This window comes from Methylomonas methanica (assembly GCF_001644035.1).
GTDB lineage: Bacteria > Pseudomonadota > Gammaproteobacteria > Methylococcales > Methylomonadaceae > Methylomonas > Methylomonas methanica_A.
Map to the genome: position 1 here is coordinate 168,910 of NZ_LUUG01000049.1, position 25,741 is coordinate 194,650.

Annotated in this window: 27 protein-coding genes; 16 read left to right on the plus strand and 11 right to left on the minus strand. The window is 49.9% G+C overall.

Annotated elements, in window-relative coordinates:
- The first annotated feature begins 22 nt into the window (after positions 1-22).
- Positions 23-1,792: a L,D-transpeptidase family protein gene (locus A1332_RS04745; protein WP_231890211.1), complete on the plus strand. Its 1,770-nt coding sequence runs from the start codon at positions 23-25 to the stop codon at positions 1,790-1,792.
- Between the two features lie 65 nt (positions 1,793-1,857).
- On the opposite strand, the gene A1332_RS04750 is transcribed toward A1332_RS04745, so the two are convergent.
- Positions 1,858-2,841 carry a YcbK family protein gene (locus tag A1332_RS04750; protein WP_064007406.1) on the minus strand — a complete coding sequence of 328 codons (984 nt, stop codon included), beginning with the start codon at positions 2,839-2,841 and terminating at the stop codon, positions 1,858-1,860.
- 989 nt (positions 2,842-3,830) lie between these two features.
- Between A1332_RS04750 and A1332_RS04755 the strand changes: the two genes are divergently transcribed.
- Together A1332_RS04755 and A1332_RS04760 are read left to right on the plus strand one after the other, a co-directional pair.
- Positions 3,831-5,153 carry a DUF3422 family protein gene (locus A1332_RS04755; protein WP_064007407.1) on the plus strand — a complete coding sequence of 441 codons (1,323 nt, stop codon included), beginning with the start codon at positions 3,831-3,833 and terminating at the stop codon, positions 5,151-5,153.
- A 242-nt stretch (positions 5,154-5,395) separates the two neighbouring features.
- Entirely contained in the window at positions 5,396-5,566 is a 171-nt protein-coding gene (locus A1332_RS04760) for a rubredoxin (protein ID WP_020485394.1), read from the plus strand.
- A 72-nt stretch (positions 5,567-5,638) separates the two neighbouring features.
- Here the strand turns inward: A1332_RS04760 and A1332_RS04765 are convergent, their stop codons facing one another.
- Complete coding sequence (locus tag A1332_RS04765) at positions 5,639-7,348, minus strand: proline--tRNA ligase (protein WP_064007408.1); 1,710 nt, start codon at positions 7,346-7,348, stop codon at positions 5,639-5,641.
- Between the two features lie 163 nt (positions 7,349-7,511).
- Here A1332_RS04765 and A1332_RS04770 point away from each other — a divergent pair, with 163 nt between their 5' ends.
- Entirely contained in the window at positions 7,512-8,150 is a 639-nt protein-coding gene (locus A1332_RS04770) for a response regulator (RefSeq protein WP_064007409.1), read from the plus strand.
- A 43-nt stretch (positions 8,151-8,193) separates the two neighbouring features.
- On the opposite strand, the gene A1332_RS04775 is transcribed toward A1332_RS04770, so the two are convergent.
- The 3 genes from A1332_RS04775 to A1332_RS04785 all read right to left on the minus strand — a co-directional run bounded on the left by A1332_RS04775 (position 8,194) and on the right by A1332_RS04785 (position 10,936).
- Positions 8,194-9,099, minus strand: coding sequence for an NAD(P)-dependent methylenetetrahydromethanopterin dehydrogenase (locus A1332_RS04775; protein ID WP_064007410.1), 906 nt, complete (start codon positions 9,097-9,099; stop codon positions 8,194-8,196).
- Between the two features lie 47 nt (positions 9,100-9,146).
- Positions 9,147-10,055: an NAD(P)-dependent methylenetetrahydromethanopterin dehydrogenase gene (locus A1332_RS04780; RefSeq protein ID WP_064007411.1), complete on the minus strand. Its 909-nt coding sequence runs from the start codon at positions 10,053-10,055 to the stop codon at positions 9,147-9,149.
- Positions 10,056-10,141: 86 nt separating this feature from the next.
- Positions 10,142-10,936, minus strand: a complete 795-nt coding sequence (locus A1332_RS04785; RefSeq protein WP_020485389.1) for an inositol monophosphatase family protein — start codon at positions 10,934-10,936, stop codon at positions 10,142-10,144.
- 90 nt (positions 10,937-11,026) lie between these two features.
- Between A1332_RS04785 and A1332_RS04790 the strand changes: the two genes are divergently transcribed.
- From A1332_RS04790 to A1332_RS04815, 6 genes are all read left to right on the plus strand, one after another.
- A complete protein-coding gene (locus tag A1332_RS04790; RefSeq protein WP_064007412.1) occupies positions 11,027-11,752 on the plus strand; it encodes an RNA methyltransferase in 726 nt (241 codons plus the stop codon).
- Between the two features lie 4 nt (positions 11,753-11,756).
- Entirely contained in the window at positions 11,757-12,509 is a 753-nt protein-coding gene (cysE, locus tag A1332_RS04795) for a serine O-acetyltransferase (protein ID WP_064007413.1), read from the plus strand.
- A 67-nt stretch (positions 12,510-12,576) separates the two neighbouring features.
- On the plus strand, positions 12,577-13,311 hold the full coding sequence (locus A1332_RS04800; RefSeq protein ID WP_082879533.1) for a class I SAM-dependent methyltransferase: 735 nt from the start codon (positions 12,577-12,579) through the stop codon (positions 13,309-13,311).
- Between the two features lie 113 nt (positions 13,312-13,424).
- Positions 13,425-13,910, plus strand: coding sequence for a Fe-S cluster assembly transcriptional regulator IscR (iscR, locus tag A1332_RS04805; RefSeq protein WP_064007415.1), 486 nt, complete (start codon positions 13,425-13,427; stop codon positions 13,908-13,910).
- The gene (locus A1332_RS04810; protein WP_064007416.1) at positions 13,910-15,013 is read left to right on the plus strand and encodes a cysteine desulfurase family protein; all 1,104 of its coding nucleotides are present in this window, start codon (positions 13,910-13,912) and stop codon (positions 15,011-15,013) included. The genes iscR and A1332_RS04810 overlap by 1 nt, the downstream gene beginning before the upstream one ends.
- Positions 15,014-15,028: 15 nt before the next feature.
- A complete protein-coding gene (locus A1332_RS04815; RefSeq protein WP_064007417.1) occupies positions 15,029-15,352 on the plus strand; it encodes a HesB/IscA family protein in 324 nt (107 codons plus the stop codon).
- 51 nt (positions 15,353-15,403) lie between these two features.
- On the opposite strand, the gene A1332_RS04820 is transcribed toward A1332_RS04815, so the two are convergent.
- Positions 15,404-15,748: a hypothetical protein gene (locus A1332_RS04820; RefSeq protein WP_064007418.1), complete on the minus strand. Its 345-nt coding sequence runs from the start codon at positions 15,746-15,748 to the stop codon at positions 15,404-15,406.
- A gap of 198 nt (positions 15,749-15,946) precedes the next feature.
- Between A1332_RS04820 and def the strand changes: the two genes are divergently transcribed.
- From def to A1332_RS04840, 4 genes are read left to right on the plus strand one after another with little or no spacing between them, the layout of a single operon-like run.
- Positions 15,947-16,474 (plus strand): peptide deformylase, encoded by a 528-nt coding sequence (gene def, locus A1332_RS04825; RefSeq protein WP_064007419.1) that lies wholly within the window; start codon positions 15,947-15,949, stop codon positions 16,472-16,474.
- An 11-nt stretch (positions 16,475-16,485) separates the two neighbouring features.
- The gene (locus A1332_RS04830; RefSeq protein ID WP_064007420.1) at positions 16,486-17,400 is read left to right on the plus strand and encodes a quinoprotein relay system zinc metallohydrolase 2; all 915 of its coding nucleotides are present in this window, start codon (positions 16,486-16,488) and stop codon (positions 17,398-17,400) included.
- An 18-nt stretch (positions 17,401-17,418) separates the two neighbouring features.
- A complete protein-coding gene (locus A1332_RS04835; RefSeq protein ID WP_064007421.1) occupies positions 17,419-18,252 on the plus strand; it encodes a quinoprotein dehydrogenase-associated SoxYZ-like carrier in 834 nt (277 codons plus the stop codon).
- Positions 18,252-18,590 carry a DUF2845 domain-containing protein gene (locus tag A1332_RS04840; protein ID WP_064007422.1) on the plus strand — a complete coding sequence of 113 codons (339 nt, stop codon included), beginning with the start codon at positions 18,252-18,254 and terminating at the stop codon, positions 18,588-18,590. Before A1332_RS04835 ends, A1332_RS04840 begins: the two co-directional genes overlap by 1 nt.
- Before the next feature lie 135 nt (positions 18,591-18,725).
- On the opposite strand, the gene A1332_RS04845 is transcribed toward A1332_RS04840, so the two are convergent.
- The 3 genes from A1332_RS04845 to A1332_RS25910 all read right to left on the minus strand — a co-directional run bounded on the left by A1332_RS04845 (position 18,726) and on the right by A1332_RS25910 (position 21,678).
- The gene (locus tag A1332_RS04845; RefSeq protein ID WP_064007423.1) at positions 18,726-19,628 is read right to left on the minus strand and encodes an EAL domain-containing protein; all 903 of its coding nucleotides are present in this window, start codon (positions 19,626-19,628) and stop codon (positions 18,726-18,728) included.
- A gap of 28 nt (positions 19,629-19,656) precedes the next feature.
- Positions 19,657-20,655, minus strand: a complete 999-nt coding sequence (locus A1332_RS04850) for a sulfate ABC transporter substrate-binding protein (protein WP_064007424.1) — start codon at positions 20,653-20,655, stop codon at positions 19,657-19,659.
- A gap of 294 nt (positions 20,656-20,949) precedes the next feature.
- Positions 20,950-21,678, minus strand: coding sequence for a VPLPA-CTERM sorting domain-containing protein (locus A1332_RS25910; RefSeq protein ID WP_064007425.1), 729 nt, complete (start codon positions 21,676-21,678; stop codon positions 20,950-20,952).
- 409 nt (positions 21,679-22,087) lie between these two features.
- Here A1332_RS25910 and A1332_RS26270 point away from each other — a divergent pair, with 409 nt between their 5' ends.
- Positions 22,088-22,216, plus strand: a complete 129-nt coding sequence (locus tag A1332_RS26270) for a hypothetical protein (RefSeq protein ID WP_269454638.1) — start codon at positions 22,088-22,090, stop codon at positions 22,214-22,216.
- A gap of 1 nt (position 22,217) precedes the next feature.
- On the opposite strand, the gene A1332_RS04860 is transcribed toward A1332_RS26270, so the two are convergent.
- Complete coding sequence (locus A1332_RS04860; protein WP_064007426.1) at positions 22,218-23,720, minus strand: hypothetical protein; 1,503 nt, start codon at positions 23,718-23,720, stop codon at positions 22,218-22,220.
- A gap of 530 nt (positions 23,721-24,250) precedes the next feature.
- The gene (locus tag A1332_RS04865; protein WP_064007427.1) at positions 24,251-24,652 is read right to left on the minus strand and encodes a hypothetical protein; all 402 of its coding nucleotides are present in this window, start codon (positions 24,650-24,652) and stop codon (positions 24,251-24,253) included.
- A 331-nt stretch (positions 24,653-24,983) separates the two neighbouring features.
- Here A1332_RS04865 and A1332_RS04870 point away from each other — a divergent pair, with 331 nt between their 5' ends.
- Positions 24,984-25,370: a hypothetical protein gene (locus tag A1332_RS04870; RefSeq protein WP_064007428.1), complete on the plus strand. Its 387-nt coding sequence runs from the start codon at positions 24,984-24,986 to the stop codon at positions 25,368-25,370.
- Positions 25,371-25,741: the final 371 nt, after the last annotated feature.

The window sequence follows — 25,741 nt, forward strand, 5'->3', positions numbered from 1 at the left end:
TTCGAACCCTATTCGTGTAACCATGATAACTAAATCGCACGCCCAAAAAGATTCGCGCCATAGGTATGCTCGGTTAGCGTTGGCGGCCTGTATTTATTATGCCGGAACAGAGCAGGCATTGAGCGCAGATATGCCTGCTGTAGCGCCGGAAACCAGCCTACCTTCGATAAACAGCGTTTCCGAGATCGTTAATCCTATTCCCGCCGACAACCCGATTGGCGCCATTCTGCTCAGTAAACAACATCCACTGTTGTTGCGCGCCGATTTTAGCCGCGTTAGCGAGCTTGTTAGCCAAATCTATCTGAACACCCAATTTCAACCGATCTGGTTTACCGCTAATCGCTCGGAAAAAAACCTAAACGACTTGCTGAGCATATTAAACAATGCATCCAACGATGCGTTGAATCCGGCCAATTATGACGTTGACCGCCTGAAACAGCTGATCAGCAGCCCAAATCAGGATAACACTGCCGTTGCGGGTTACGATGTGGCTTTGACCGTGTCCTTGGTACGTTATCTGCACGATTTGCGGCAAGGCCAAGTAGATCCCCGCGATGTTGAGTATCCGGTACATATTGCCCCCAAACCCGCTTTGGATTTGGCCGGTTTGTTGAAACAACACTTGGCATCGCAAACGTTGACCGAGGTGGTCGGGCAGTTTGAGCCTAAAGCCAAGCAATACCAGCAACTCAAACAAATTTTGACCCGCTTGCAGCAGTTGGGGAATCAAACGGGGTCGCAGGAATTCAAGCCAGGCAAAATGCTGCGTCCCGGTGATAAGCATCCGCATATCGTTTATCTGCGTCAACGGCTGCGGGACATGGGCCTACTGGACAATAATGCCGCGGATAGTAAAACTTACGACAACGATTTGGTTGCTGCTGTGAAAAAAGTCCAGCAACAGCAAGGTTTAACGGCCGATGGCGTGATTGGCTCGGCAACTGCTGCATTATTCAATCAATCTTCGAGCGAAAAAATCGCCCAAATCGCGTTGGCCATGGAGCGCGCGCGCTGGATTCCGGACACTACCGACGGACCAATGATTGTGGTTAATATCCCGGCCTTTGAGTTATGGGCCTTCAATTCAATTGACGATCCCAATCCGCTAAATATGAAAGTGGTAGTAGGCAAATCCCAGAGCAACCAAACACCGGTACTTTGGGAAGAAATGAAATATCTGGAATTTATGCCTTACTGGAACATTCCAAAAACCATTTATGAGAAGGAAATTCTACCCAAAGCGGCAAACAACGAAGGCTATTTAGCCAGCCAGGACATAGAACTGGTAAGACACCAAAACAGCGAAGAAAAAGGCGGCGGCAGCTATTTGCGCGCGCGCCAGCGCCCGGGCAAGAAAAACCCGCTGGGCCGCGTTAAATTCGTCTTTCCAAATACTGCGGACGTGTATTTACACGACACCCCAGGTCACGCCGCGTTTAACCGCCCACGTCGCGATTTAAGCCATGGTTGCGTGCGGGTATCGGCGCCCGAGCAACTAGCACAATTCGTGCTGGGCGACCAGGCCGGTTGGGATAAAGAATCCATCAAACAAGCGATGTCGGCACCCAAAACCCGCCATGTCACGCTAAAGCGCGCGGTACCGGTGCTGTTTTACTACGGCACGACATTTGTCGATCACCAAAACCAGTTACGTTTCTACCCGGACGTCTACGGACAGGACGAGCAACTGAAGAAGGCCTTGAACAAAATCCATGCGCCGACGACGGCCAGTTCGACTCCGAATAATCAATTGGTGATGAGTAAAAGTACGGACGTCGGCACCAATCCATAAGCCGCAAAATCGAGCAGGCATAAAAAAAGCGCCGCAAATGGCGCTTTTTTTATGAGTGGACGACTCTACAATTTCCAGGTTCTGAAGGTGCCGGTATCCAGGTGGATAAAGTTCGAGTCAGGGTAATAACCCACTCCACCACGGTGCATAGCCAGCGCCGCACTATGAATACGCCGAAGATCAAAACGCTCAATGCGAATATCCACCGCGCGACCATGCATGTGGAAACTGTTATTGGCAACACCGGAATTCTCGGCATGCAATTTAGCGTTGGTCAATGGCGAACGATAACCGCAGATAACATCAAACGGTTGATTTAATCCCAAGATTTGTTTCAAATCGTGTAATTGATCCAGTAATTCCGGATCGATAGGATGCACATCGTCGGTGCGATAATCGCGCAACAAAAAGCTGATTTCATTCAACGCATCGCTAAGGTAACGGCCTCTTTCAAAATAGGTCAGACTCAATTTGTCCCCAGTGTGCGGATTTTGAAACGCCAAGGCCCGATGAGTCGCAAAACGACCGTGATCAGCCAAGAACAGCGAGTCTTGGCTTGGCTCCATGAATGCTTCTCTTGGCGCCGGTTGAATAATCGACTGCGCTCTACCGCCCTGATTACCATGACGATTAGCACGGTAGGAGGCAGTGTTTACGTGCTGCTTTTTGCCTGTGTAAATATCTCTCACGCGAGAGTCATGCTGGATGTGTCGCTCCGCATGGGCTGTATGTAAGTGCCCATGCTCGCCAGAAACGGGTTTAAGATTGTTGCCACCAGCGCTTTTATTTAATTTGGCAGGTTGACGAACAGCCTTGGCCTTGGTCGCCTGAATGGCTCCATGTTTAGGTAAGCGCACTGCGCTCCTTGCCGACTTCGCCAATCGATGATTTTTGTCTGCTTTTACCGCTACGCTTTTCGCAGCATGAACTACGCCGGGCATTGCAATAGATAAAACAGCACCAACAGCCAGACGCCCAAAGAAGCTGCGTCGAGACAGCTCGACGTCGTCTTGCTTATTGTCTTGATTTTCTAAATTATGTCTCAGCATCCATAATCTCCTGATTCAACATCATTCGGATAGTGATGATTCCGAAGGCTAGTGACCAACGGGTTTCTGTGATTATAGCACTCTGTCACATTTCTAATTTGCTTTTGCCGACATTTTGCCACAAGGATTACTTACAAAGGAGAAGCTTGCTGACAATCAAACCGCATAGACTTGCCACTCAATCCAGGTTGAAATCTTGCTTGCTCTGCTTATTTTTGGCACTTTTAGGATTTTCCCGACAGCCATAAAAACACCTGGAATCGCCTGACAACTGGGGGAAACGTACACAATTTAACGGTTTTGGTGTGTGGATCCAGCTGCCCTGTAAAACAAAAAATTCAGCTTTAGTGACTCAGGCTGATTTCTCGCCATTTTTTTGATAAAAACACAAAATATTTTTAACTACGAACCGCGTTTCACAGAAGCTTTTTGCTAGAAAGCGTATGGTATCTCGACTGCAAATCATTGGAGAACAACATGGAAAAACCAATTAAACCCCAAAATCAACTGACATTGTCTCAGCAGCTCTGTCATTCCTTTTTTTCCCAAAAAGGCTACGACCCTTTTATAAACTTTCATTCGCATGATGGCTGTGCAATGTACGACTCTTACTTACGTCACCAAAGGAGCTTTGCGTCTGGGATAACAGGTCAAAACTGCCAAATCAGCTTTGTGAGCAAATTTACCAAATTGGAGTAATGCACAGCGGCGGACATAAAAGCCGCAACCGATTAGTTAAACCGATGAATCGGCGGGACAACAAAAAAACGGTCTGCGCCGGAAGCGCTAGGCTTGGCAAGATCGATATGCCTATATCAAATCAAAAACTTGCTCGGCACAACCCGCTTCATCAACAAACTTGAATAGGAACGCCAGCAAGGCAAACACTAGGGTTTTTCATCGCCCATAGCGCGCTTTCACATAGGCAGTAGCAACCTACCCCTCTCTACGTTATATTCACCGGTAAACGCTATAGACGCTAACCTCTAATGCCACCCAATTTACTCGTGACCACCTTATTTCAGATCCCCGAAAATCATCCGCAACGGTTTATCTTGCACAACGAAGTGCATGCTAGGGCCTCGTCTATTCTCAGCTTGCCGGTTAGGGCCAGTTACTTGGCGTTATCGCTATCAAGCGACGAGAAAATGCAGGAACGTCGGCATTTGAAAGCGCTCTGCGAGCGGTTTGGAACTACGCCGCCCGACCAAGATGCCGATCACTTTAGCGCCAGCTTCGACGCATTTCAAATGAGCTGGGAGCAACACGGCGAATTCAGCACCTATAGCTTTTATGCCTACGACACCGCCGCGGAGCCGTTTGCAGACCCTGCTTTAAAAAAAGTCCCGGTCGATTGGTTATCACAGATCAGCGGAAGAGTGATCGTTGCCGCTCACGCCAGCGTCGTGTCGGCGGCAGACGTTAATTACCAAGACGAAATGGATTTATCGCCACTAACCACCTACTTTGCCGGCAACCCAATCGTCGGCTCAAAAGTAACCGGCGGTGCGGCGGCCGTGTTTACCGATTTTCGGATTCATGTCGATGGCTTTAGCCGTTTTTTGGTGGTGAATCAAAACTTAAGAACCGCGCAGGCCGGGCGCTTGTTACATCGCTTGTTCGATATTGAAGTTTATAGGGTGATGGCGCTGTTGGCGTTTCCTATCGCGCGCAAACTGTATCCGGAATTAAAAAAGGCTGATCGGCAGCTGTATACCATCACCAATTCGATGACCCAGCCGGATAACGATGACGCCAAGCTACTGGATGAGTTAACGGCGTTGGCGGCTGAAGTGGAGAACAATATTTCCACGCATCAATTTCGCTTTGCCGCAGCCAGCGCATACTATCAATTGGTCGGCCAACGTCTGGAAGACTTACGCGAAGTGCGGATTCAAGGCATTCAAACCTTGGGCGAATTCATGAAACGGCGGATGGAGCCGGCGATGCATACCTGCAACTCCGTATCCCACCGCTTCACACTCGTTTCCGAACGTGTTAGCAATGCCAGCCAGTTGTTGCGTACCAAAGTGGACATTATTATCGAGCGGCAGAATCAGGGCTTGCTATCGTCCATGGCCCTGCGCGCAAAAATGCAGTTGCGCATGCAACAAATGGTTGAAGGCATTTCGATGGTAGCCATCACCTATTATGCTGCGAGCCTAATCGGCAAAATCGCCGAAGCGTTGCACAGTTTAGGATGGCATGTTGATGCCGAGCTGGTGGAGGGTGTATCGATTCCGTTTATTTTGGTCATCATCGGCATTAGCACCAAACGAATTCATAAGATCATTGCGAATACGACAGAATGAAGACCATCCCATCATGGGGCACGCTCTGAATCGGCCAAGTACTGAACAGGGTAAAAATGATATTTATCTATAAAAATCATGCAATTAAGTCGTTTTAAGGATAGACCAATTAAACCCGGCCGGACGACTTTCAGGTATCCCAAACAATCCCCTCCAAATCTTCGTGGTTTTTTGTGCACAGAGCATCAGCTACAATCGCCGGGCTTTCTTTAAACCGTGATTACAATTCGAGGAATCAATCCATGGCAGAGTATAGAAAATACAAATGTAAAACCTGCGGCCACATTTACGACGAGCAATTGGGCGATCCACGCAACGGCGTCGCGCCCGGTACTCGCTGGGAAGACGTACCGGAAGATTGGGGTTGCCCTAAATGCGGCGCGGTAAAATCCATGTTTACTCTGGTACGCTAACAAGCGTCTAGTACAGTAAATAAAAAGGGCGCAATTTGCGCCCTTTTTCGTCGGCTTAAAATCTAATGAACACTAAGCAAGCTTGTCTTTAATAAAGCTGACTAGATTGCCAAACTCAACATTTTGGCTTTCTTTATCCATTCGGCCTTGATATTCGACAGTGCCGCTATCCAGGCCGCGGTCACCGATTACAATCCGGTGCGGAATGCCGATCAATTCCATGTCCGAGAACATAAATCCCGCACGAACTTTTCTGTCGTCCAGTAATACTTCGATGCCGGCATCCGTTAAATCCTTATAGATTTTCTCGACCGTATCGATCAAGCGATCGGACTTATGCATATTCATCGGGCAAATAGCCACTTGAAAAGGCGCCAGTTCGTTGGGCCAGATAATGCCGCGCTCATCATGACCTTGTTCTATAGCCGCCGCGACCACTCGCGAGATACCAATGCCATAGCAGCCCATGATCATGATTTGGTTTTTTCCGGCTTCGTTAACAATGGCGGCGTTCATCGCTTCGCTGTATTTCGTGCCCAGCTGAAAAATATGGCCCACTTCGATGCCTCTAGCAATGGTAATTTGTCCTTTGCCGTCCGGACTCGGGTCGCCTTCGATCACCATGCGCAAGTCTGCAATATGCTCCGGCAATTCTAAGTCGCGTTGCCAATTGACCCCTTGATAATGTTTGCCGTCTTGGTTGGCGCCGCAAATAAAATCGGACATCAAGGTCGCGCTACGATCAGCGACTATCTTTATGCTCAGGCCGATAGGACCTATCGAGCCGGGTTTGCAGTGGCAGGCGCCGAGAATTTCTTCATCGCTGGCAAATTGCAGTGGCGACAGTACACCGTCGATTTTTTCGGCTTTAATCGGGTTTAATTCGTGATCGCCACGCAGTAACAGCGCAACCAAGCTATCGTTCTCGCCCCTGACGATCAAGGTTTTCAGACATTGCTTGGCATCGACCTTAAAAAAGCCGCTGACGTCTTCGATGCTGTGCTGATTTGGCGTATCAACCAACGCTTTGCTTTGGGTCGGCTCAGCGCTTGTCCCCTCCGGCATTAAGGCTTCGGCTTTTTCGACATTCGCGGCGTAATCGCTGGCGGTGGAAAAGGCTATCGCATCTTCGCCGGATTCGGCCAGTACGTGGAACTCATGGGAAACCGCGCCGCCAATTGAGCCGGAGTCGGCTATCACTGCCCGAAATTTCAAGCCAAAGCGGTTAAAAATATTGGTGTAGGCTTGGTACATTACGTCGTAGGTCGCTTGTAGCGATTCCTGATCGAGATGGAACGAATACGCGTCTTTCATGATGAACTCGCGCGAACGCATCACACCGAAACGCGGACGGATCTCGTCGCGAAATTTGCTTTGAATTTGGTAATACGTGATAGGCAACTGTTTGTAGCTTTTCAATTCATGACGAGCGAGATCGGTGATAATTTCCTCGTGCGTCGGGCCCAGACAAAATTCGCGGTCGTGACGGTCTTTCAGTCGCGCCAATTCCGGTCCGTATTTTTCCCAACGCCCGGTTTCCTGCCATAACTCGGCGGGTTGCAATGCCGGCATCAGTACTTCCAAACCACCGGCTTTATTCATTTCCTCGCGAACAATGTGCTCCACTTTACGTAATACCCGCAAACCCAGCGGCAGCCAGGTATACACCCCGGCGGCGAGTTTGCGGATCAAGCCGGCGCGTATCATTAGTTTGTGACTGGCTATTTCGGCGTCGGCCGGTATTTCTTTGACGGTACTAAGAGGAAATTGGGAAGTGCGCATATTGGCCCTGAGGTTGGTTTATCAAAACCGCTATTTTAACGGCTAAACGCTAAAACCACGAATCAACGACGCCATTTGGGTCTATCCTACTAACTTTTAGCGTTGCTGTTGTTGATGAAATTTGGGAAACTTGGCTGGATAGAAGACCGATAAAAAGGAAGTTATGATTAAAGTACTGCTAGTTGATGATCATGAGCTTGTTAGGAGCGGCATAGAAGCTTTGTTGGCAGCTGAAAAGGATATCGTTGTGGTCGCCGTCTGTAATTGTGGCGAGGAAGCGTTGCGCATTGCCGAGCAAGAGCCGCCCGATGTCATTTTGATGGATATTAATATGCCTGGCATAGGCGGATTTGAAGCATGCCGGCGCATACTGCAATCGCGGCCCACGATTAAAATCATCGCCTTATCGGTGCATAACGACGGCCCCATACCGCAACAGTTGCTGAAACTGGGTGTTGTCGGCTTTGTATCCAAGGCTTCGCCGGTCAGCGAAATGGTCGCGGCAATTAAATCGGTAATTTCCGGCAAGCGCTATTTGTGCCAGGATGTGGCCAGTAATTTGGCTTTTCAGTTTTTGCCCGGCGCGGATGTTTCGCCTTTTTTACAGCTTTCCCAGCGCGAGGCTGAAGTGGTGCGTTTGATCTTGTGTGGCAAGAGTATTCAGGAAATGTCGGAAGCCTTGCAACTGAGCGATAAGACCATCAATACTTATCGCTATCGCTTGTATCGCAAGTTGAATATAAAAAACGATGTGGAATTAACCAGGCTGGCGGTCAAATTTAATTATTTGGATGCCCTTTAAATAGCAGGGATGCGTGTTCGGCTAACAAACATCCCTGAAATACTTAAACCAAGGTGCGAGCTTTGGTAAACGCTTCCCGAAAATCCAGAAATACCGGTTTCTCAGCTTCCAGCATCATTTTTAACAATTCGTGTTGTAACTGGTATTTAACATTACCTATCGCCAGCGCGCCAACCCCAACGGCATTAGTGGACTGATTCGCCAAGGTTAACGGCGCCGATAAATCGTTTAATGCAATGCCTTCTATGCCGGATGGCGGTACCGCATTGACGTCGCCGGCCACTTTCAATTGCTTGGCTTGCGCAAGCACTGCGGCATTGATGACGCGGATACCGGCTTTTGCGGTGCAAAATACCACGTCTGCATCGGCTATTAACGCTGCTTTTTCTTCGTCATTATGGGCAACACCGCCAGTCATGCTGGCGCCAAAGCGCCGGTTGTATTGTTTGGCCGCGTCTTTAGCCGAATCTATTGATAGATGATCCACCAAAATTGTTTCTGCGCCTTGCAAGGACGCTATCACGCCGGTGGCGATACCGACCGGACCGGTGCCGCCGAAAACAACCGCCTTGCAGCCCCTCAATTCCTTGCCATGATGTTCTTTCAGCGCTTTTTCCACGCAGGCTACTAAGGCTGCCGCTGTGGTACAAGCTCCACTGGGATCGGCAAATACTGAAACCTCAAACGGCGGCACCATGGCCGGTTTGGTGGCCTGCAACATGTCGATAGCCATACCCATATCTCTGCCGCCGATAAATATCGCGGTTTTTTTACTAGCCGACGGACTACGCGAAAAAATCGCATCTTGGGTCAAATTGTGAATGCTCTCCAGTTTGACGTTGGAATACGGCATCAGTACATCAAAGCCTGCGTCGAGTGCCATGTTAATGTCAAACGGACTATTGTTTGGCATTGGGTCGAACATGTGAAGTATGCTGCGTTTTGCCATTTTTACCTTACCCTCTGTGATAGGCAGACTTTGGGGAGCTTAGCTAATTACTTAGACGATTTGATGAATTCGCGAGCGACTTCAAAAGCGTGTTCGAAATGCAAAAATAGCGGTTGATCGCTTTCCAACATTCTTTTCAGCAGACGGCTTTGCGCTTGGTATTTGATATTGCCTATCGCCAATGCGCCTATGCCTACCGCACCACTGGTAGATCCGGCTAAAGGCTTGCCGTTATCGAATGCATCAACCCCAGCAATACCGGCAGGCGGTACCGCGTTTACGTCGGCGGCTACTTTCAATTGCGCAGCTTTGGCAATTATTTCGGTGCTAAGCAATTCAATGCCCGCCGCACCCGTTGCGAAAACAACATCGGCGGTTTTCATGTATTCGGCTTTATCGGCGTCGGCGCCTGCCAGCACCGTGATTTTGCCATCGCCAAATTCTTCGCTGCATAGCTCTGCGGTGCGTTCCGCTTTATCCAATTGTCTGCCGATGATTCTGACTTTAGCGCCCGCTTGAGCGGCAATCACCGCAGCCGCTTGACCGACCGGACCGGTACCGCCCAGGGCGATAACGTTTTTACCTTCCAGCGTGGTATCGAATTTTTCAGCCAGTTCTTTCTCTACAGCAGCAACCATGCCCGCCGCTGTGGTGAATGCACCGCTAGGATCGGCGAATACCGATACTTCGAAAGGCGGTACCATGGAATTCTTTGCCATTTTCAACATATCCATTGCTTGCTTGGTCTCCCTGCCACCGATGAAAATAGCGGTGCGCAACAAGCCTTTGGGGCTACGCGAGAAAATGGCATCTTGGACCAAGCCCCTGACTTCGCTGGGTTCAACGTTGATATAGGGGATTGCTGAAATCCAGCCTGCGTCCATCGCCATATTGACGTCGAACGGGCTTAAATTCTTGGCTGTAGTCAGCATGTGCAGGATAAAGGGTTTTTCCATGATGGCCTCTTATAATTTGATTAGCCGGTAAGTATAAAAGAAAAGGCAAGACGATAACAATTCTAGGCTAAATGCCGAATTGAGCTTTATTTTAAGCGCGCCGGTACATGCGGCTCGATGGCGTGATACATCAATTGATGCATTTTGGGGTTGCCAACGATAATGTTGCCGGACTGTAAGTATTTGTCATTAAAGGAAAAATCCGTGGCGACACCGCCGGCTTCCTGCACTAACAATACCCCGGCGGCAATATCCCATTCCTTGACGCCGATTTCCCAATACGCATCCAGACGGCCGCAGGCCACATAGGCCATATCCAGTGCGGCGGCTCCGGCGCGGCGGATGCCAGCTGAGTCGGCACAGACTGCTTTAAACATGCCTAAATAGGGCTCGATATTTTCCATGGTTTTAAACGGAAAGCCGGTGCCGATCAGGGCGCCACGCATGCTGCTTTGTTTGGTAACCCGGATTTTGCGATTGTTCAGCATTGCCCCGCCACCGCGTTCGGCAGTGAATAGTTCGTCGCGGCTGGGGTCGTAAATCACGCCCAATTCCAGTTTGTTCTTGTTTTTTAGCGCAATAGACACGGCATACTGCGGAAATCCGTGTAAAAAATTAGTGGTGCCATCCAGAGGGTCGACTATCCAGGTGTAGTCGTTACCTTTATGTTCACCGCTTTCCTCGGCCAGAATGCCATGGTCGGGAAACGCGGCCCGAATGACTTTGATAATTTCCTGCTCGGCGGCCCGATCAACTTCGGAGGCGTAGTCGTTACGGCTTTTTTGATCGATGGTGAGTTTCTCGATATTTTGTGAAGAGCGTTGGATTAGGTCGCCGGCGTTCCGCGCTGCGCGGACGGCAATATTTAGCATCGGGTGCATAGATCGAATTGAAAATGAGCAGTTAGAAAACTCGGATAGGATAGCAAATTTTGCTAGAATCGCTGCTTTTTTAGCCGCAGAGGCCGGGCATTGCTATCACATTTTAAAGTGGTTTTAGTGGAAACTTCCCATCCCGGCAACATCGGCGCGGTGGCTAGAGCCATGAAAAATATGCAGATGGATCAACTGCGCTTGGTTTCTCCAAAGAGCTTTCCGCATGCCGATGCCACTGCCAGAGCGTCCGGGGCCGACGATCTGCTTAGAACGGCGACTGTCTTCGATTCCTTGCCAGATGCTATTGCCGATTGCCGGATTGTATTGGGGTCTAGTGCGCGCGATAGAACCATCAGTTGGCCAAGTTTGACTGTCAGGCAAACAGCCGAAAAATGGGTGGGTGCATTACCAAAGCAAAATATAGCCTTGGTATTCGGCCGTGAAAACTCCGGTTTAAAAAACCATGAATTGGACTTATGTCATTATCTGTTGCGGATACCCTGCAATGCAGAATATAGCTCGCTGAACTTGGCAGCAGCAGTGCAAGTGGTGTGCTACGAATTGTTCGTCGCGTCCGGCCAGGAGATGGTCAGCAAGGTGGGCGATATCGGCGAAGAGCCTTTGGCGACGGCCGAACAAATGGAAGCCTTTTATACACACCTCCAGCAGACTATGGCGGATATTGGCTTCCTGCACCCGGAGCGCTCTAAGTCAATCATGCGTCGTTTGCGGCGTATCTTTAACCGGACCCAGCTCGATACCAAAGAGTTGGATATCCTGAGAGGCATTCTGCGCTTCTCGCAAAATCATAACGCCGAATAACGCCATGCTGGCCAGACTCAAAGAAGACATTAACTGCGTATTTGCCCGAGACCCGGCCGCGCAGTCGGCTTTTGAAGTGATAACGACCTATCCTGGGTTTCACGCAGTACTAATTCACCATTGCAGTCATTGGTTGTGGTTACGCGGCTTCAGATGGGCAGGCCGTTATGTATCGTTCTTGGGCCGCTGGCTGACCGGCATCGAAATACATCCCGGCGCGCAAATCGGCCGGCGGTTTTTTATCGATCATGGTATGGGCGTGGTGATCGGCGAAACGGCGGTGATTGGCGACGATTGCACGCTATATCACGGCGTGACCTTAGGTGGTACCAGTTGGAACAAAGGCAAGCGCCATCCCACATTAGGCAACGGCGTGGTGATAGGCGCCGGAGCCAAGGTACTGGGGCCGATTGAAATCGGCGATGGCGCGCGAGTCGGTTCCAATTCGGTGGTGGTGAAATCGGTGCCCATGGGTGTGACGGTAGTCGGCATTCCCGCGCATATCGTCGATGCGAAAGCCAAGCAAGAAAAAGCGCGGCGCGATGCAATGGCGCAGAAAATCGGTTTTGATGCATATGGCGCCACTAGCGATATGCCGGATCCCATAGCCAATGCCATCAACCTGATGCTTGATCACATCCATCAGCTCGATAAGCAAATAGCCGATATGCAACAGGTATTGAACGATGCCGGCATCAATTGCCATCGCCAAGCCATGCCGGCATTGGACGACTGTGAAATTAAGGATAAGCAATAGCTATGAGATGGTGTGGGCATGTCTCTTGGGTAATGTTCACAAATCAAAAAATTACTGGTGAACATTCGTGAATATCAGAGCATTTAAAAACCTCCTCAAGCCGCTGCTGAACACACCTTTTCACCCCCAATGGTTGTTAACGCAAAGCAAGAATAAAACTGCCGAGTACATTAAATCCATTGGTAGCGACAAGACCGTACTCGACGTAGGCTGCTTTAACAAATGGCCTCGTCAGTTGTTACCGGAAAATTGTAATTACATAGGTTTGGACTATTTCGAAACAGCTACCGATTGGTATGGCTCGGTACCTGATGTTTTTGGTGATGCTTGTCATTTGCCAATACAAACCTCAGCTATCGATGTGGTACTGCTATTGGATGTGCTGGAGCATTTGCCTTCCGCCGAAGATGCTCTTTGCGAAATTAGTCGGGTGTTAAGGCCGGGTGGCAGTTTGATAGTTCAAATTCCGTTCTTGTACCCCTTGCACGACGAACCCAGAGACTATTCGCGATTGACCCACTATGGTTTTGCCGCGCTCGCGAATAAACATGGTTTGGACATTGAGCGTTGCAATGCTCAAGGCGTGCCGATTGAAACAGCGGCTTTGCTGACGAATATCGCCATTACCAAAGTTGTCTTCGGATGGATCGCTCAAAAAAAACCAGCCGTGATTTTTTCTGTATTGGCACCGATCATTATTTTACTGGTCAACTTGTTTGCGAAAGGAATTAATGGCATTAGCCAGCAAGATGACTTTATGCCCTATAGCTACCAGCTCGTAGCAAAGAAGCGATTTCAATAACGGCGTATTTACCAAGGTGGAATGCGAGAGCTTAGACAGCTGTAAATACTTGACCAAATTACTGGGTTTATTTATAGTCAGCATTATTTTCATTAGTTTGTAAGGGGTTTGAGATGCGGCTTACCACAAAAGGGCGTTACGCGGTCACCGCGATGCTGGATTTGGCTTTTCACAGTCAATCCAACCCGGTAACTTTGACTGACATTGCGACACGGCAAACCATTTCCTTGTCTTATCTTGAACAATTGTTTGCTCGTTTGCGCAAGGCCGGCATGGTGAAAGGCGTCCGAGGACCTGGTGGCGGTTATACGCTCAGCCGTAGCGCCCGAGATATTAATATTGCCGACATTATCGAAGCAGTCGACGAGCCGGTCGATTCCACCAAATGCGGTGGCAAAGCTAATTGCCATAACGATGAACCTTGTCTGACGCATGATTTGTGGATGGGCTTGAGCGAGCAAATTCGCGCGTACTTAAAAGAAATTAGTCTTGGACAATTGCTGGAACGCGATTTTGTCAGTGACGTGGCCAAAAGACAGAGTAAACATGTGGAGCATGTCATCGAAATGCAACCCCGGCAGGAAAAACGCATCGCTTAATGATCTATCTGGATCATAACGCCACCACCCGCTGCGATGAGCGGGTGGTGGAAGCAATGATGCCGTATTTGCATGGCATGTACGGCAATCCATCCAGTCTGTATAAGCTGGGCCGCATAGCCCGCAGCGCCATCGATACCGCCAGGGAGCAAATCTCAGGACTAATTGATGCGCCGGGAGCGCAGATAGTGTTTACCAGCGGCGGCACTGAAGCTAATGCTTTGGCGCTAGCCAACGCCCGGAGCTTGGGGCTGGCAATTTCGGCTATCGAACATCCCTCTATTTTCGAGAACGCCGCGCACTACCGGCAGTGTTTTCGCGATTTGCAAACGCTTGAGGTAGATAGCACCGGAAGTGTGCCATTACTCGCGTTGGATAAAGCAAATTGGCAAGCCGGCGACATGGCATCGGTGATGTTGGCGAACAATGAAACCGGCGTCGTTCAGGACGTTGCGGGCATCGCCGAACGATTGGCTGAGCGCGGTGTCAACCTGCATACCGATGCAGTCCAGGCCTTGGGTAAAATACCATTTTCGCTCAGAGAACTGGGCGTTAAATTGATGAGTTTATCCAGTCACAAAATATACGGACCAAAAGGCTGCGGTGCGTTGGTAGTCGCGGAAGATTTTGTTTTAAAGCCCTGGCTGCGCGGGGGCGATCAGGAGCATGGCTCACGGGCCGGTACGGAAAATGTGGCGGCGATAGTGGGTTTTGGCAAAGCGGCCGAATTGGCTAAGATGGAATTAGGCTTAAGGGAAGCTCGCATGCTGGCGCTGAGAATGCGCTTGGAGCAGGCCCTACGCTCAATTCCAGGCTTGGTGATCTTTGCTGAACAAGTCAAAAGACTGCCGAATACCGTGCAGTTTGGTATTCCCGGCATTAGCGGCGAAATGCTGTTAATGCAGTTGGATCAGCGAAATGTCGCGGTTTCCAGCGGCTCGGCCTGTTCCGCGTCTTCAGGCGAAATCAGCCCGGTGTTAACAGCCATGGGTGTGGAAGCTTCTTTGGCCCGGTCAGCCATCCGCGTCAGCTTGGGTAAAGATAATAACGAAACCGAAGTCGATCAATTCGTCGATGTCTTAAAAGCATCGATAGCAAATTAGTTAGGAGAATTAGCAATGGCTATTACCGTTACCGAAAGTGCCGCCAGGCAAATCCAAAAACAGTTACAAAAGCGCGGAACAGGCTTAGGTTTGAGATTGGGCGTTAAAACCTCGGGATGCTCAGGGTATGCTTATGTATTGGATTATGCCGATCAAGCCGAAGCCGATGAGGTAGTGTTCGACCAATACGATGTAAAAGTGCTGGTGAAACAGGCTGATCTGGATAAATTGAGCGGCATTGAGCTGGATTATGCCAAGGAAGGATTTAACGAGGCCTTTAAATTCAATAACCCCAATGTAAAAGGCACCTGCGGTTGCGGGGAGAGTTTTTCGGTTTAGCGTATAGAAACGCCGGCTTTCCTATCTGGATAAAGCCGGCGTCGTCGGCGCTTATTTCATATTAGCGCCGCAGTTTCCTTCCATTTTTTTGCCGTCAGCGGCTTTGTCGGCGGCTGGAGCAGCCGGTTTGTTACCAGCGCACTTGCCTTCGGTAGCGGCTTTGCTATCAGTGCTTTTTTTCATCATAGCAGCGCCGCATTTCCCTTCCCCGCAAGAACCGTCTTTCATTTTATCGGCACCCGCTTCTGGTTTGGCTTCGGCTGTCAGCATATAACCTGAGCTCAACTCAGACAATGCAAATGGATTGCTATCAGCTTGGGCAATATTGCCGGCCAGCGTTGGCAACAGGGATGCGCCGATTGCAATGGCAAATGGGGTTTTGTTAATTTTCTTCATACTATCTCCTGTGGAAAAAACGAATTGTTCTAATAAATGGTTTGCAACCAGAACCCTGCATTTTCGGCAATGGGCCTGTCGCTAATATCACAAAAAAGCCTTGCAAAGTAAAGGCGGGAAGATTCTGTCAATCGGCAGTATACTTGCGCCCGAAACGTCAATTTTCCGCAACCTGCCGATGCGATAACCACTGTAGCCATGACTTCAACAACAACCATATTCCAACTGGGGGCCGAGGTATTGCGGCGGCAGGCGCAGCCTGTTGACGACTTTGCCTGCCCGGAGTTCCATAAACTGATTGAAACCATGCACGAGACTATGCTGGAGGCCAATGGTGTCGGCATAGCCTCCCCGCAATTGGGCGCTTCCTGGCAAATTTTGATCATCGCTTCCCGGCCGACAGCCCGTTATCCGCATGCCCCGGACATGTCGCCGATTCTGATGGTAAATCCAAGTTTCGAAATTGTTGACAGCACTTTACATAAAGATTGGGAAGGCTGTTTAAGCGTACCGGGTATCCGGGCGCTTGTGCCGCGTTACCAGGCTATCCAAGTGCAATATCAAGATCAGCAAGGCGAAATCTGCCGCTTAGATTTGCAGGATTTTCCGGCCCGAGTATTCCAACACGAGTTCGATCATTTATTGGGATTGGTGTATCTGGATAGGGTTGAAAATAACCAAGATATTATCTCCGAAACCGAGTTTTTCAAACGCATCGCCGCATAGGAGTCGCCTGAATGAAGTTTGTGTTGTTGTTAATGGGCCTATTGACCAGTTACAGCAGTATGGCTTTGCCGCCGCTGTCTTTCAGTCAAGTGGCGCCGGGCATCTATCTGCATACCTCCGCACATCATTGGCCGGATCGGGACAATCACGGCGAGATTGCCAATATCGGCTTTATTGTCGGCGAGCGCTGCGTGGCTGTGATCGATAGCGGCGGTAGTCCGCAGCAGGGAGTCGCATTGCGAAATACCATCAAGCAGGTGACCGCTAAACCGGTTTGTTATGTGATCAATACCCATGTGCATCCCGACCATATCTACGGCAATATTGCTTTCAAGGAACCAGGCGTGCAGTTTGTCGGCCATCATAAGCTGGCGCGCGCGATGGCCACGCGCGGCGACCATTACCTCGGACGCGCTGCGGAATTGCTGGATATTCAGGTCAATCAAGACAATATTATTCCGCCCGATATAGAAGTGAACGACACCATGACTTTGAACCTGGGTAATCGCGAACTGCTGCTGACAGCGCATCCGAGCACGCACACCGATAACGATTTGAGCGTTTACGACAAAGCTACCGAGACTATCTGGCTAGCCGATCTGTTGTTTTTAGAGCATATTCCGGTGATAGACGGCAGCATCAAAGGCTGGTTGGGCGAGATGGGGCGCTTGGAGAAAAATCACTACAAATTAGTCGTGCCCGGCCACGGTCATTTGGTAAAAGATTGGCCGGCAAGTCTGCAACCGCAAAAAGCCTATTTGACTGGCTTGGCAACCGAAGTTAGGGCAATGATTAAGCAAGGTAAAACCTTGGAGCAAGCGTTGAATAGCGTCGGCTTGCCGGCCAAAAAAAATTGGCAATTATTTGAACAATTCCACCGCAAAAACGTCACCATCGCGTTTGCCGAGCTGGAATGGGAAGATTAAACAGAGGAGAGTAAAAGCATGCAAAAAACTTACAACGTTATTTATCTGTTGGCTTTAATGATTTTGCCCGCGACCGCTGCCGCGGAAGGCGATGACATTACCTGGAACACGGTTTTGAAAAGCCAGTTTTTCGCCGGTAAAAATATCGAGGAATCCAATGCCGTTATCGAATTGGATGCCCCTTATCGGGCCGAAGATCCGGCGATTGTGCCGGTTAAAGTCACCAGCAAGTTTCCGCAAAGCAAAGATAAATACATCAAAAAAATCTGGCTGTTTGTCGATAAAAACCCGTTTCCGTTTGTCGGCGAATTCGAGTTCTTTCCAGAGAGCGGCAAAGCCGACTTGGCTTTGCGCGTGCGCGTCAATACCTATAGCGACATTCGTGCGGTGGCCGAAACCAATGACGGCAAGTTCAGCATGACCAAAAAATTCGTGAAAGCCAGCGGCGGCTGCTCGGCACCGATCGGCGCGGACTTGGATGAAGCCATGAAGCGGCTGGGCAAGGTTAAGTTTCGGCTCGACGACGGTGTGCAAAGCGGTCAACCCGCCTTGACGCAATTGATGATCAGCCACCCCAACCTCACGGGTATGCAGATGGATCAAATGACCCGATTCATCAGAAAATCGCATTTCATCGATCAACTGAAAGTGACGTTTAACGGCAAGCCCGTACTCAACGCGAAGATCGATATTGCGATCAGCGCCGACCCGAATTTCCGCTTCTACTTTGTACCGGAAAAGGCCGGCGAGTTAAAAGCCGAATTTACCGATGTGTCCTGCGAATCGCCCACCAGCCGGAATGTTTGCAGCAAGGGCGGCAGCTACTCGCAAAGTTATACGGTAAGTCCTTAATGGCTAGTCCGCCAATCAGAGGCATACTGTTGACATTAGGCCTGCTGGCGTTTGCCGGGGATGCATTCGCGCTACGCTGCGGGCATAAGCTGGTCCAAGTTGGCGACTATAAATCCGAGGTCTTGGAAAAATGCGGGGAGCCGGATTCCGTCGAACAGCGCAGAGCGATCCGTGGCAGCCGCTTGCGGCATCCCTATGGCGCATTGGAGATAGATCAGTTTGAAGAAGTACTGATAGAAGAATGGATTTACAATTTCGGGCCACGCAAGTTTCAGCAGCTATTGGAATTTGAAGACGGCGAGCTGAAAAAAATCCGCAATTTAAGTTACGGATACTAAACGGACAGGCTTTTAATCCAAATTCAACCGCTAAAAAAAGCCCGCCGAAACGGCGGGGTTAGCAGGATTGCCACAGGAGAGCACATCTCACCGAGTCATCGGTAAATCATCAAATTATCTTACAGTCATCGCATGTCACATACCATGCTGGGCCGGGACGCTGAAACTACCAAAATGCTGCGGCGCACCGGGCATTAAAGGATTGTCTTGTACCACCGCACTGGGTTTTTGCCAGTGTCCGGCCGCCGCCGGCCGTCCCAGGAAATAACCTTGCAGCAATTTGCCGCCGGCATCCAAGGCAATATCCAGTTGCACTTCGTTTTCGATGCCTTCGATAATCGCTTGCGCGCCCAAGGCCTGGATAATTTCGATTAATTTCGGCAGTACTCGGCGGATTTTGGCGTCGGTTTGCGCCTGATGGATGATGCTTAAATCCAGCTTCACAAAGCTGGGCGATAAACGCCACAAGCGGTCCAGATTGGAATGCCGGCTACCGAAATTATCGATAGCCACCTGAAAGCCGCGATCACGATAATTGTCCACCGCTTCGAGCAACTGTTGATCGGCTTCCACTGCGTTTTCCATAATCTCGAGCACGACGTTTGTGGTCGGCACCGAATGCAGATGCAGAATGTGTTCGAACACCTTGCCATGCGTATTCACGCTAACCAGCAATTTGGGGTGTACGTTTAAAAACAGCAAGCCCTTTTCCGCCGGCAGATTCAGATAGTTAAGCATGTGCAGGGTTCTAGCCACCCTATCCAGCTTCACCAGCTTGCCCTGGTTATCCGCCCAACTAAACGCAAAGTCCGGACTCACGGCTTCCAAGCCGGTGGACGTGCGCAGCAAGGCTTCGTAGCCCAGCAGTCCCTGGGATTTTCCGGCATCGAATACCGGTTGAAACTCGCTGCGCAATTTCAGGCCGATAAACCGGCTCAAAACTTCCTGTTGCTGGATTTCCAGTTTGAACTCGTCCAGATCCAGATACAAAGCCCGTTCCAGATCGTCACGGAGCAATTCGATGGTATTTTCCACCATGGCTACACCCTCCTCTGCCCAAGCGCTCTCAGCGCCCATAAATCTTGTCGAACACGCCGTTATCGTCGAAGTGTTGTTTTTGTATCGCACTCCAGCCGCCTAGTTGCGCGACGCTGACCAACTCCAAATTGGGGAATTGTTTGGCGTACTTAGCCGCAATATCCTTGTCGGTCGGCCGGTAGAAGTTTTTGGCGATGATCTCCTGGGCCTCTTTGGTGTAGAGATATTTCAGGTACTCGGTCGCCAGGTCTTGGGTGCCGTTCTTTTTCGCCACCGCTTCGATCACGGCCACCGGCGGCTCGGCCAGGATGCTGAACGGCGGGGTGACGACTTCGAATTTATCGGCGCCGAATTCCTTCAACACCAGATAGGCTTCGTTTTCCCAGGTAATCAGCACGTCGCCGATTTCCCGTTCGGCAAAGGTGGTGGTGGAGCCGCGCGCACCGGAGTCCAGTACCGGCACGTTTTTAAACAGCTTCTCCACGAAAGCCTTGGCGGCGTCCTTGCTGCCGTTTTTCTTTTCCGCGAACGCCCAAGCCGCTAGGTAGTTGTAGCGGGCGCCGCCGGAGGTTTTCGGGTTGGGGGTGACGACGGAGACGCCGTCTTTGACCAAATCGTCCCAGTTTTTAATGGCTTTGGGGTTGCCCTTGCGCACCAGGAACACGATAGTCGAGGTATAAGGCAAGCTGTTGTTAGGCAATTTGCTTTGCCAGTCTTTTGGCAACAAGTTGGCTTTCTCGTGGATTTGATCGATGTCGCCGGACAGGGCCAAGGTCACCACATCGGCTTCCAGACCATCGATCACGGCGCGGGTTTGTTTGCCGCCGCCACCATGCGATTGTTGGATGGTAACGTCTTCGCCGGTTTTGGTTTTCCAGTATTGGCTAAACAGTTGGTTATATTCTTTATACAACTCGCGAGTCGGGTCGTAGGAGACGTTTAGCAGGGTGCGTTCGGCCAGCGCGTTGCCGCTGAGGGCCAAGGCGATTCCGAAGAGTAAAGGCTTTACTGATTTTGAGAATGTCATGGGTGCTCCTGAAAATAGGTTATCGGTCTGTTTGCGGCAAGCTGGGCCTTGTTTGACCACGTTGCGTATGCTACGCAAAGCCAGTAACCAACAAAAACGATATATTTAGAATTAAATATCTGATATTAAGATATTAGATTCCAGATAGAGACCTAAGCAACGCATGGTCAGGTTTGCCGTAAACAAAGGCTTTCAGGGAAATTTCGGAACAGCAGCGAGTAAGGAGTTCGCTAGTTTTGGCGTGATACCAGATCATAAAACAGCGGGAAACCGAAGCTTCCCGCTGCTCCAAGATCAAACCGCCGCGATCTTACGCCGCCCTACTGTCGCCAATCCGGCCAGCGCACTGCCGAATAACCAGACAGCACCGGGAACCGGCACTTGCGAGACGGTGATGGTATTGCCCGCCAGAGAAAAATTCAGGGTATCGGAGCTCAAGGTGAGCCGATAGTCGCCGTGATCGCGGGTTGGGAGCCCAGTCGGTAAGGTCAAGTTATCGTTAGTATTGATACCCGCGACAGCTTCACTGGTCGATAAGGTGTAATCGGCCACCAGATATAAATAATTGCCGGCCTGCAAGCTTACGTTAAACGCCGGATCGCGCAAGAAAATCGAACCGTCCGCCGAACCGTCGGTGTTAGTCAAAATAGGCTGATTACTGCTATCGGGGCAGTGATTGCCGTCGGAATCGTCGCAACGCGCCAACATATCGCCGGCATCCAGCAAGCCGTCATCGCGGTAGATATACGTATCCGGGTCCAGAAAAGTAATTTCACCGTCGTTGTTCAGGTCGATTTCCTGGTAGCCGGCGGTGGATGTTTGCTTTTGAGTGGCCTCATAAGCCAACACATCGACTTTGAAAGTACCTCCACTCAGCATATTGATTTTCCAAGTATCGTAAGTAGTGCCGCCGCTTACTTTATAAATGGTTCCTGACACTTCCAGAGTATTTGCTTGGGCCTCGGCAATGAGCGCACACCCCGCCAATCCAGCGATGCCGATTGATTTTATTAGTTTATTCACGATTACAACCTTTATGTTGATTGAAATTAGAGCGCATTGGGAACTTGATTTTCAGGGCCTCTAAAAATTCGTCATTCCCGCGTATTCGCAAGCGGTTAGTCCGCGCGGCGCGTTTAGTTTGCAAAGTCCGCGACAGAAACGAGTATGAATGATTGGAAGTCCCTAACCGTGTTAGCCGTTACTACGCCTATGGCTAAGCACGGTGATCCACATACAATATTCAGACCACAAAACATTTTTCTTTAAATACAGAAAGATACGTACATAACGGGCGGTAATGCGCGGGGAATTTTCCGTGAAATAACTCATGCACAAAGTTATTTGCCGCAACTTATCCTGGATATAAAAAAACCTGATTGGCAAGAATCTTCAGTTAGGCGTCATACCCGCCTGAAGCGGGTATACCGGCATGACCACGTTTTTAGCTGAAGCAGCTTACTTACTAGGCAGAAGAGACATTCAGCGCAAAGCGCTTGATTACATTCGTGGTGAGCGAATTGAAGTGTTGATGAAGTATGCTTGTGCAGAGATTCCTTAAATCAGCAAGCTTCAGTGTTTAATCGTTTGCGGCGAACCACCCAGCCAAGCCCGCCGAGCGCGGAAAAGAACAAGTAAAACGCACCCGGTAAGGGCACCGGTGCGGATTGTAGCGGACTCATATGCCAGGCCAATGCGTAATCCCAAATGAACGGACTGGCTTCGCCGGACTTGACCCGCAATTCGTAGTGGTGACCGAAGACCAGACTAAGCCACAGGTTCTCGCTGTTGTCGACACTGCTTGCCGAGAATGCGGCGATGTTTTGCTCCGTAGCATCGAACAACTCCAGGTTAAGATCGTGCAAGGTAGTTGTCAGATTGAGGTCGTTCGATACCCCAAGATTCCACACTAAAGACGCCTGCAAATTCAAATCCGCTGCGGCGGCGAACTTATACGTCGCCAGACTATTGCTAGCCAAGCCGCCGAATTCAGTATCGACATCAAAGCCCGCCAAGCCGATGCCGTTCGGGTTGCCGCCATCTTCCAGGCTATCTTGTTCGCCGCCGGCGATGATTTGGTAACTATGCAAAATATTCAGTTGGCCGGCGCCGAATCTATCGTCCAGGCCATTCAGGGTTTGATGCCCGCTGCTGCGGTAATCGACGATATTGTCTGTAGTTGAAGTATTCTGCGTCGCTCTGTCGGCACCCGCCAGCAACGCGGCTTTAACGGTTTCGCCGCGCTCGGCGTTATAAACCGTTCCGACACCTTCAATATCAATAGATCCCTGCGATAGATTGGCCGCGCCCTTGTGGCCGGTCTCGACCAATAACGCGGCAGCAGCGGCTACTATGGGCGTGGCTCCGCTGGTGGTGGTTTGCGGCGCCACTACATCAGGACGCGTCCGTCCCGCTATATATATAGAATCCACCGCATCGGCCCCCCTATCTTGTCTGCCATCCGTACGGCCCACCGCAATCGCGTTGTAAGCGCTACCCAATAAGGGCGAGTCGCTAAGGCCATTGTTCATGCCAACCACCTGGATGAATTCGTTGCGCTGCACTTGCCTGTCCACAAAGCGCAAAATCATTGCCGTTTCCGGCACAGTGTCGCCTTTGCCTATCCAGCTATGGTTCGCAATCCGACTGGCGTTGACGGGAGCCAAGGCAGTTGGACTAATGAGACTTTCGATCCAGGCGTTGGCGTCATAGCTGGCAATGTTCTTTATGCCGTGGGCGATGGAATCCTTACCGTAAAATCTGGTACCGACGCTGTCAGCATGTCCCGATGGTGAGGTACTGGCTTTATTTCCCGGAAAACTGAACGTCTTACCGGCAAATTGGACTTTAAGAATATCCGGCGCGTAGATGGGGTAATCAGGGTGATCTCTCGATTCGACTAATGACGCTTCGGCGTGCACCACATTGACACCATCGCCGGTCGGTATGTTTGCGCCCAATTGAATTAGCAAGGCTTGATAGCCAATATCAGTTTTGTAATCGGCAGCGGCGGCGGATGCCCAAAACAGCATCGGAAACAGATAAAACCCAGGCTTTGTAATCATTGTTATCACCTTATTAATCTCTTGAAGTGCGCTTAACTCTATCTAGCCGTTCCGGAAATTACCGCGCGGCAACCGGGAAAAACCAATCGTCCGGATCGTGGCTGGCCCAGGATGAGGCGTTACTCTGAGCGCGTCTAACGTCCCAGCACTGTATCTGCCGCTTAATCGCAACTATAGACCAGATACCAAGTCTTGCCGGATGCTCGTCCATGGTTGAGTTTGGCGATTATGGAAGTCTTGAAGGGTTAAGGCTCTGAGTCATTCCCGCCGCTGGAAAGCGCAGCGAATCCCATGTAGGAATGGACTCCCGCCTGCGCGGGAGCGACGATATTTGAGGGCCAAGTTAAAAATCGACCAGGCAAACTGAAAAGTTTTGCGAACATTTTTAGAAAGCAATCATGCGGAGAACCTGGTTGCATTCAAAAGGCTTTCTAACTATGCAAACCTGGCGGTCTTGCGGCCCCTTGCGTTTTATTAGCACAGGGGCCCAGATAGGAAAAAAACTCGGGTGAAAATCGAGATTTAAGCGATCAATGAATGCGAATCAAATAGCCGTCGGTTTTTTCACAACCGGGTTTGCTGTGTGCGGTAATGCTCAAGCGCGCGAAACCACCTTCTATAGGTCTATCCACTTTGCCCTTTATCTCCAAGCGACCGCTGGGTTGTTGAGTAATTTGCAGTTGTTTAGAGGTGAAATGATATTTGGTTTCGCCGGCACTGACATTAACCACAACCGAAGTCGGCGTGGTGTTGGCGGAAGCCATCAACGAAAACTCGCTAAACGATTGCAGGTATTTATTGGTTGCCGGTTGAAACTCCGAAAACACCGGTTTATCGCAGTGCTGCGAACTCTGACTGCTGCCATACGCATGCGCAGCAGTGCCGCTCAAACTTAACAAAGTGGCGGCAGCAATTTTTAGTAGCGTGGTCATTATTTTCTCCGAGGCGTGGTTATAAGAATAGTTATCCCCCTAGCTTACCAATAAATCACGGAATTGCTGGTGATCAATTCAATCCAGCACGTGCCTTCGTACCAATTCTCACCGTTACGATTATGCATATTCAATTAAAAAGTGTGATGAAAAACACACAAGTAGTTCTAATGAAAACAAAATAAGTTCTAATCAGAACCATAATCTGATAGACTTTACCCACACTAACAATTGAAACGAAGCTCTCGAAACAAAAGTTCGTTTTGATCCTGAAGTGCCGAGACCTAACTCTCTATCGATTTATTTTTTCTTGTTTACCGAGGCTAACATCATGACGTCATTTAGAAAATCCATATCTTTCTTCATAGCAATCACCTTTATCAGTGCGCTGTGTTTTCCTGTCTCCGCGGCCACATTTAGCCACGAAGAAGTAAGAGCCGCTCTGGAAAGCACCATTTCCAAAGTCAAAGCGTCCATCTCCGCGGTGGAAAACGGCGCGGACAAGGAAACCGTAGCCGAGTTGGTCAGCAATGCCAAACAACAGCAAAAAGACATCGAGAACAACGATCTCGAAGTCAAACGCCAACATGCCGGCAAACGTCTGAATACCGCATGGAAAGCAGCGCGCGGCGGCGATTTGCAGTTGGCCGGCGAATCGTTGAAAGAAGCTTTGAGCCGCTATGAGGAAATGCACAACCTTTATGTTTCCAGCCATTAAGCATATGAGCCATGTATCAACCGGCCGCATCGGCGCACAAAATAGGGGCGTTTTGTGTGCATATTGGACATAAGGCTTGAACATTAAAGGGTCCAAGCCTTGTGTAAATACTCCCTTTTACGACCTGCATTGTCGATAACACCGGCACATTTGATGCGCGTGTGCCGGCCTTGGACCTATGTTCCGGGCGTTTTCTTACCTCCGAAAAGAAAAACGTGACAGTTAACTTGTTCGCCAATTGGCAAAGCGGTGATGCGGGTCTTTTTATATCGAATTAATGGCGCAAAAATTGCTGATTTTCTTATGTCGAACCAGTGTTCTCTTCTCACCTGGCTTGATGTGGAAAACGTCCGTGCACAAACCCAAGTCTT